This window comes from Actinoplanes sp. NPDC051633, assembly GCF_040681735.1.
Classification (GTDB): Bacteria; Actinomycetota; Actinomycetes; order Mycobacteriales; family Micromonosporaceae; genus Actinoplanes.
The window spans coordinates 1-5,501 of sequence record NZ_JBFAZH010000493.1 but is presented as its reverse complement, the minus strand read 5'-3'; the positions used below and the strand labels follow the sequence as shown (position 1 = coordinate 5,501).

Genomic DNA, 5,501 nt, shown 5'->3' with positions numbered 1-5,501 from the left:
AAATGCCTTATATTTATTTAATAATAGCCATAAGTACTGAAGTTATTGGAAGTGCATTTCTTAAATCAGGCCGACGACCACCAGCCCGACGCCGAGGCGCCGCTGCCGGTCCCAGAAGCGGGCCGGGGCCTTGGTCGCTGTTGCGGTTTCCGCCGTTGCGGTCGACATCTGGCTCACCAGCCCTTCGCCATCGAGGCGCCGAGCCGCGCGGAGCGGGCGGCGCGCAGGTGGAAGATCGTTTTGACCAGGGCGGGCGCGGCGATGAAGACGACGATCACCGCTTGGAGCACGGTGACCAGCTCGATCGAGATTCCGCTGAACGACTGCATCCGGTTGCCGCCGGCGCGCAGGGCGCCGAAGAGGATGGCGGCCAGCAGGGTGCCCCACGGCCGGTTGCGCCCGAGCAGCGCCACCAGCAGGCCGTCGAAGCCGATGTTGCCGGCCACCGCCGGGGTGAGGGAGTACGCGGTGCCGAGCACCTGCGTCGCGCCGCCCAGCCCGGCGAGCCCGCCTGCGACGACCATCAGCAACGTGTACGTCTTGGCGACGCTGATGCCCGCGGTCCTGGCCGCGGCCGGGTTGGCGCCGACCGCGCGCAGCTCGAAGCCGAACGCGGAACGGTTCAGCAGCCAGGCGACGGCGGCGGTGACCAGCACGGCCAGCACGATGCCGAGGTGCACGCGCACCGGGCCGCCCACGGAGGCCAGCTGCGCCGAGGCGTCCACCGGTTTGCTGATCGCGTCCGGCCGGTCCGGGTTCTGCACACCCTTCTGGATGATCAGCCAGGTCAGGAACAACCCGGCGATGTAGTTCATCATGATCGTGATGATCACCTCGTGCGCCCCGGTGCGGGCCTTGAGGATGCCCGGCAGGAAGCCCCAGAGCGCCCCGCCGATCAGGCCGGCGACCAGCGCGACCACCACGTGGATGACGATCGGCAGCGGGAACGCGAACCCGGCGACGGCCGCGGTCACGCAACCGATGATCGCCTGGCCCTGGCCGCCGATGTTGAACAGGCCGCCGCGGAAGGCGAGGGCCACCGACAGGCCGGTGAAGACCAGGGGCGCGGCGTACGTGAGGGTCTCCGAGATCGGGGTGACCACCGCCTGCCAGTCGCCGGTGCCGTTCGCCCACGCCGAGATCGCCTCGGGGTCGAGCACGGCGCCCTTGAGGAGGTCGGCGTACGCGGTGCTGACCAGCTCCCAGCTGCCGTTGATCGCGTCGCTCGGCCGTGCGGTGATGTAGCCGAACGTGGCCAGCACGTCGGCGTCGGAGACGATCATGAGGATCGCGCCGATCACCACGGCCAGCACGATCGACAGCACGGTGACGGTGACGGTGTTGGCCGACCAGAGGTTGTGCAGGAACACGCTCGCGAAGGACTCCTTCTCCTCCTTCTCGGGCGGGGCCGGAGCCTCGGTGGCGGTCACTGGGCGTCCCCTTCAACGATGCCCGCCATCAGCAGGCCGAGCTTGTCACGCGGGGTGTCCGGCGACACGATGGCCAGCACTTTTCCGCGGTACATGACGGCGATCCGGTCGGCCAGCCCGACCACCTCGTCGAGCTCACTGGAGACCATCAGCACCGCGGTGCCGACGTCCCGCTCATGCATGATCCGCCCGTGGATGAACTCGATCGAGCCGACGTCCACGCCACGGGTGGGCTGGGCGGCGATGAACAGCCGCAGCGGGCGCGACATCTCGCGGGCCACGACGACCTTCTGCTGGTTGCCGCCGGAGAGCGTGCCGACGGTCGCGTCCGGCGACGAGGTGCGGATGTCGAACTGCTCCACCCGCTCGCGGGCCGAGGCGGCGATCGCGGCCGGGTCGAGCCGGAAAGCGTTGCCGTACGGCGGCCGGTCGTACGTGTCCAGCACCAGGTTCTCCGCCACCGAGAACTCCTTGACCACGCCGTCCAGGCTGCGGTCCTCCGGCACGTACCCGACACCGGAGCGCAGGATCCGCTTGGTGCTCATCCCGGCCAGGTCCTCGTTGTCCAGGGTGATCGTGCCGGTCACCGGCTTGCGCAGGCCCATGATCGCCTCGACCAGCTCGGTCTGGCCGTTGCCCTGCACGCCCGCGACGCCGAGCACCTCGCCCGCCCGCACGACCAGATCGACCCCGTCCACCGCGCGGACACCGCGGTCGTCCTCGACCGTCAGCCCGGCGATGGCGAGCACGTCGCGGCCCGGCTCGCCGGCCGACTTGTCGACCTCGAGGCTCACCGCACGCCCGACCATCAGCGCGGCCAGCTCGTCCTCGGGCGTGTCGGGCGTCGCCGTGCCCACGGTCTTGCCACGCCGGATCACGGTGATCCGGTCGGCGATGGCCCGGACCTCCTTGAGCTTATGGGTGATGAAGACGATCGACTTACCCGTCTCGGTGAGCCCTCGCATGACCGCGAGCAGTTCCTCGGTCTCCTGCGGGGTGAGCACGGCGGTCGGCTCGTCGAGGATCAGCAGGTCCACGTCACGGGTGAGGGCCTTGACGATCTCCACCCGCTGCTGGGCGCCGACCGGGAGATCCTCGATCAGAGCGTCCGGGTCGACCGGCAGACCGTACTTCTGGGAGGTCTCGAGGACGTCGCGGCGGTTGCCGCGGCGGTCCAGCCAGCCCAGGGGCCCGCCGCGGGTCTCCTCGGCACCGAGCGCGATGTTCTCCGCCACGGTGAAGACCGGGACCAGCATGAAGTGCTGGTGCACCATGCCGATGCCGGCCGCGATGGCGTCGCGCGGACTGCGGAAGACCTTGGCCTCGCCGTCGACCAGGATCTCGCCCCCGTCCGGCTGGAGCAGCCCGTACAGCTGGTTCATCAGGGTGGACTTGCCCGCGCCGTTCTCACCCAGCAGCGCGTGCACCTCGCCGGGTTCGACGGTGATGTCGATGTGGTCGTTGGCCACCAGGTCGCCGAAGCGCTTGGTGATGCCGCGCAGTTCGAGTCTCACCGCTATCTCCCGACGACGAGTGCAGAGCCGCCGCCCGGTCGCGAGCAGAACTCGCAACCGTGCGGCGGCTGGATACTAGCTAGCCGGATGTCACTTCGGGGAAGAGGCCGACTCCACCTTCACGGTGCCCGCGATGATGTCCGCCTTCAGCTTGTCGACCTCGCCCTTCAGCCCGGCGTCGACCTTGCTGTCGAAGTCGTTGTACGGCGCGATCGAGACGCCGTTGTTCTCCAGCGTGCCCAGGTAGCCCGGGTCCGCGGCGAGCGGCTGACCCGCGGCGCCGGCCGCGACGGCCTGCTCCACGGCGTCGGTGATGTTCTTGACCACCGTCGTCAGGAAGACGTCGCAGTACTGCTCGGCGCTCTTGCAGCCGTCCTGGTCGACCCACACGACCGAGACCTTGCCGCCGGAGGCCTTCGCGACCTCCGCCGTGCCCAGCCCGGTGCCACCGGCCACCGGCATGATCACGTCGGCGCCCTGGGAGACCAGGTTGGTCGCGATCGCCTTGCCCTTGTTCTGGTCGGTGAAGGACTCGGCGAACGTGCCGTTCTGCGAGGCCTTCGTCCAGCCCAGCACCTGGACGTTCTTGCTCTTCTGCTTGTTGAAGTACGCGACGCCGTCGGCGAAGCCGTCCATGAAGACGGTGACCGGCGGGATCTTCAGGCCGCCGTAGGTGCCGACCTTGCCGGACTTCGAGTAACCCGCCGCCAGGTAGCCGGCCAGGAACGCGGCCTGGTCGGTGGCGAACTGCATCGGGTAGACGTTGGTCGCGCCCTCGATCGAGGCGTCCACGATGCCGAACTGCTGGGTGGTGGCCTCGGTGGCGACCTTCTTGGTCGCGTCGCCCATCAGGCCACCGACGGCCAGGATGAAGTTGCACTTCTTCTGGACGTAGCCGCGCAGGTTGGGCTCGTAGTCCGCCTCGGCGGTGGACGCCGAGTACTCCGGCTCCACGTTGCTCTGCGCGGTCTTGGCCGCCTGCATGCCGGCCCAGGCCGACGCGTTGAACGACTTGTCGTCGATGCCGCCGACGTCGGTGACCATGCAGGCCTTGTAGGGGGCGCCGGCCGCGCTGGAGGCGCCGGTGCCGCTCGGGGTCTCATCGGGTGCGTCGCCGCATGCCGCAGCGGTGAGCGCCAGCCCGCCCGCCGCGAGAACCGCAACGATTCGCTTCCCACGTACTGGGCGCAAAACGCCCTCCTTCCACTGCACACCGACGAGCGCGGTGAGTTCTCCGGCGCGAGCGTACTTGCAGGCCAACGCCGCGTCAGGAAATCGGGCCGGACTGTTGGCGCACCGTTACCCGGCCGCGACTGCCCAGGTGACGTCGGCGCGGCTTTCGGGTGATTGAGCGGAGAATGCCCGGCGGTCCGGGAAACACATCGTTAATCTTGCGGCGCTCGGCCCGCCGCACGAAAAGCTTTCACGCCCAGGACGCCGACGATCGTCCCGATGGCCAGCGAGGCGGCGATCAGCAGCGCGTGCACCCAGAGGAACGAGGTCGGCGAGCCGTCCGCGAACGACCGGTCGTCCCGCCAGATCGCCAGCCCGAAGCGCGGCCAGATCAACCAGGTCCACAGGCCGACCAGCACGAGGAAGACCGCCCACCGCCGCGAGATCACCACGCGGCAAGTATGGGCGGTCCTCTTCGATTCCGACGATCAGCGGGCCAGGGCGTGCTCCGGCGTCGCGGCGGCGGGGATGGCCTCGGCGGCGCGCCGGGTGGTGCCGCGGCGGCCGATCGCGACCAGGGCCAGGCCGACGACCGCGTACGTGCTGAGCACCAGAGCCGGGGTCAGACCGCCGTTGCCGTCGAAGTAGACGACCGACCTCAGCAGCGTGGCGCCCGCACCGATCGGCAGCCACTGCCCGACCTCGCCCCACGGCTGCGGCAGCAGCTCCGGCGCGGAGGCGACGGCGGAGAGCGCGTTGCCGACCAGGAAGAGGATGGCCGCGCCCAGCGCCAGGCCGCCCCGGTCGAGCAGCGCGGCCAGCCCGGTCATCGCACCCGAGACGGCGAGAGCGAAGAGCGCCAGCACACCGGCGACGGTCAGGTAGTCGCCCGGGAGGACGTCGAGCCAGCCCTGCATGACCCCGGCGCCGGCCAGCCCGGCGACGACCGCGAAGGTGCTCAGCCCGGCGAGCCGGGCGGCGCGGGTGCGGGCGGCGAAGAACAGCAGGACACCGGCGAGCAGCGAGGTGATGGCCAGCGGCAGGAAGCCCGCCCCGAAGCCGGTGCCGCGGGGGTCACCGCTGTAGGTGGGGACCACGTCGACGACCTTGCCGCCGCCGGCCGCCTGGCCGAGCAGCTGAGCCACGACCGGGCCGGCCGCGGACGCGACGTGTGCCTCGGCGCCGGCGGGAGTGACGACGATCGCTCCATACACCGAGCGATCGCGGATCAGATCGTCCGCGGCGGCGGCGTCGGGCACCTGGGTGATCTCGAAGGCTCCCGGGTGCTCGGCGGCGAGCTTGGCGGCCACCACGGTGGTGGCCGGCGGCGGTCCGGCCAGGGCGACCGGTAGATCTCGCGGGGCGATGTTCGCGGCCGGGCCGG

The 5,501-nt window shown here is 70.2% G+C and carries 5 protein-coding genes; all 5 read right to left on the bottom strand.

Annotated features, from left to right (window positions below):
- Positions 1–173: 173 nt before the first annotated feature.
- Positions 174–1,430, bottom strand: a complete 1,257-nt coding sequence (locus AB0M20_RS24780; protein WP_364301961.1) for an ABC transporter permease — start codon at positions 1,428–1,430, stop codon at positions 174–176.
- Complete coding sequence (locus tag AB0M20_RS24775) at positions 1,427–2,944, bottom strand: ABC transporter ATP-binding protein (RefSeq protein WP_364301959.1); 1,518 nt, start codon at positions 2,942–2,944, stop codon at positions 1,427–1,429. Before AB0M20_RS24775 ends, AB0M20_RS24780 begins: the two co-directional genes overlap by 4 nt.
- A gap of 90 nt (positions 2,945–3,034) precedes the next feature.
- Positions 3,035–4,135: a BMP family ABC transporter substrate-binding protein gene (locus tag AB0M20_RS24770; RefSeq protein ID WP_364301957.1), complete on the bottom strand. Its 1,101-nt coding sequence runs from the start codon at positions 4,133–4,135 to the stop codon at positions 3,035–3,037.
- A gap of 194 nt (positions 4,136–4,329) precedes the next feature.
- Positions 4,330–4,569 carry a hypothetical protein gene (locus tag AB0M20_RS24765; RefSeq protein WP_364301955.1) on the bottom strand — a complete coding sequence of 80 codons (240 nt, stop codon included), beginning with the start codon at positions 4,567–4,569 and terminating at the stop codon, positions 4,330–4,332.
- A 36-nt stretch (positions 4,570–4,605) separates the two neighbouring features.
- Positions 4,606–5,501: hypothetical protein (locus tag AB0M20_RS24760; protein ID WP_364301953.1), on the bottom strand; the 896-nt coding region annotated here is incomplete at its 5' end.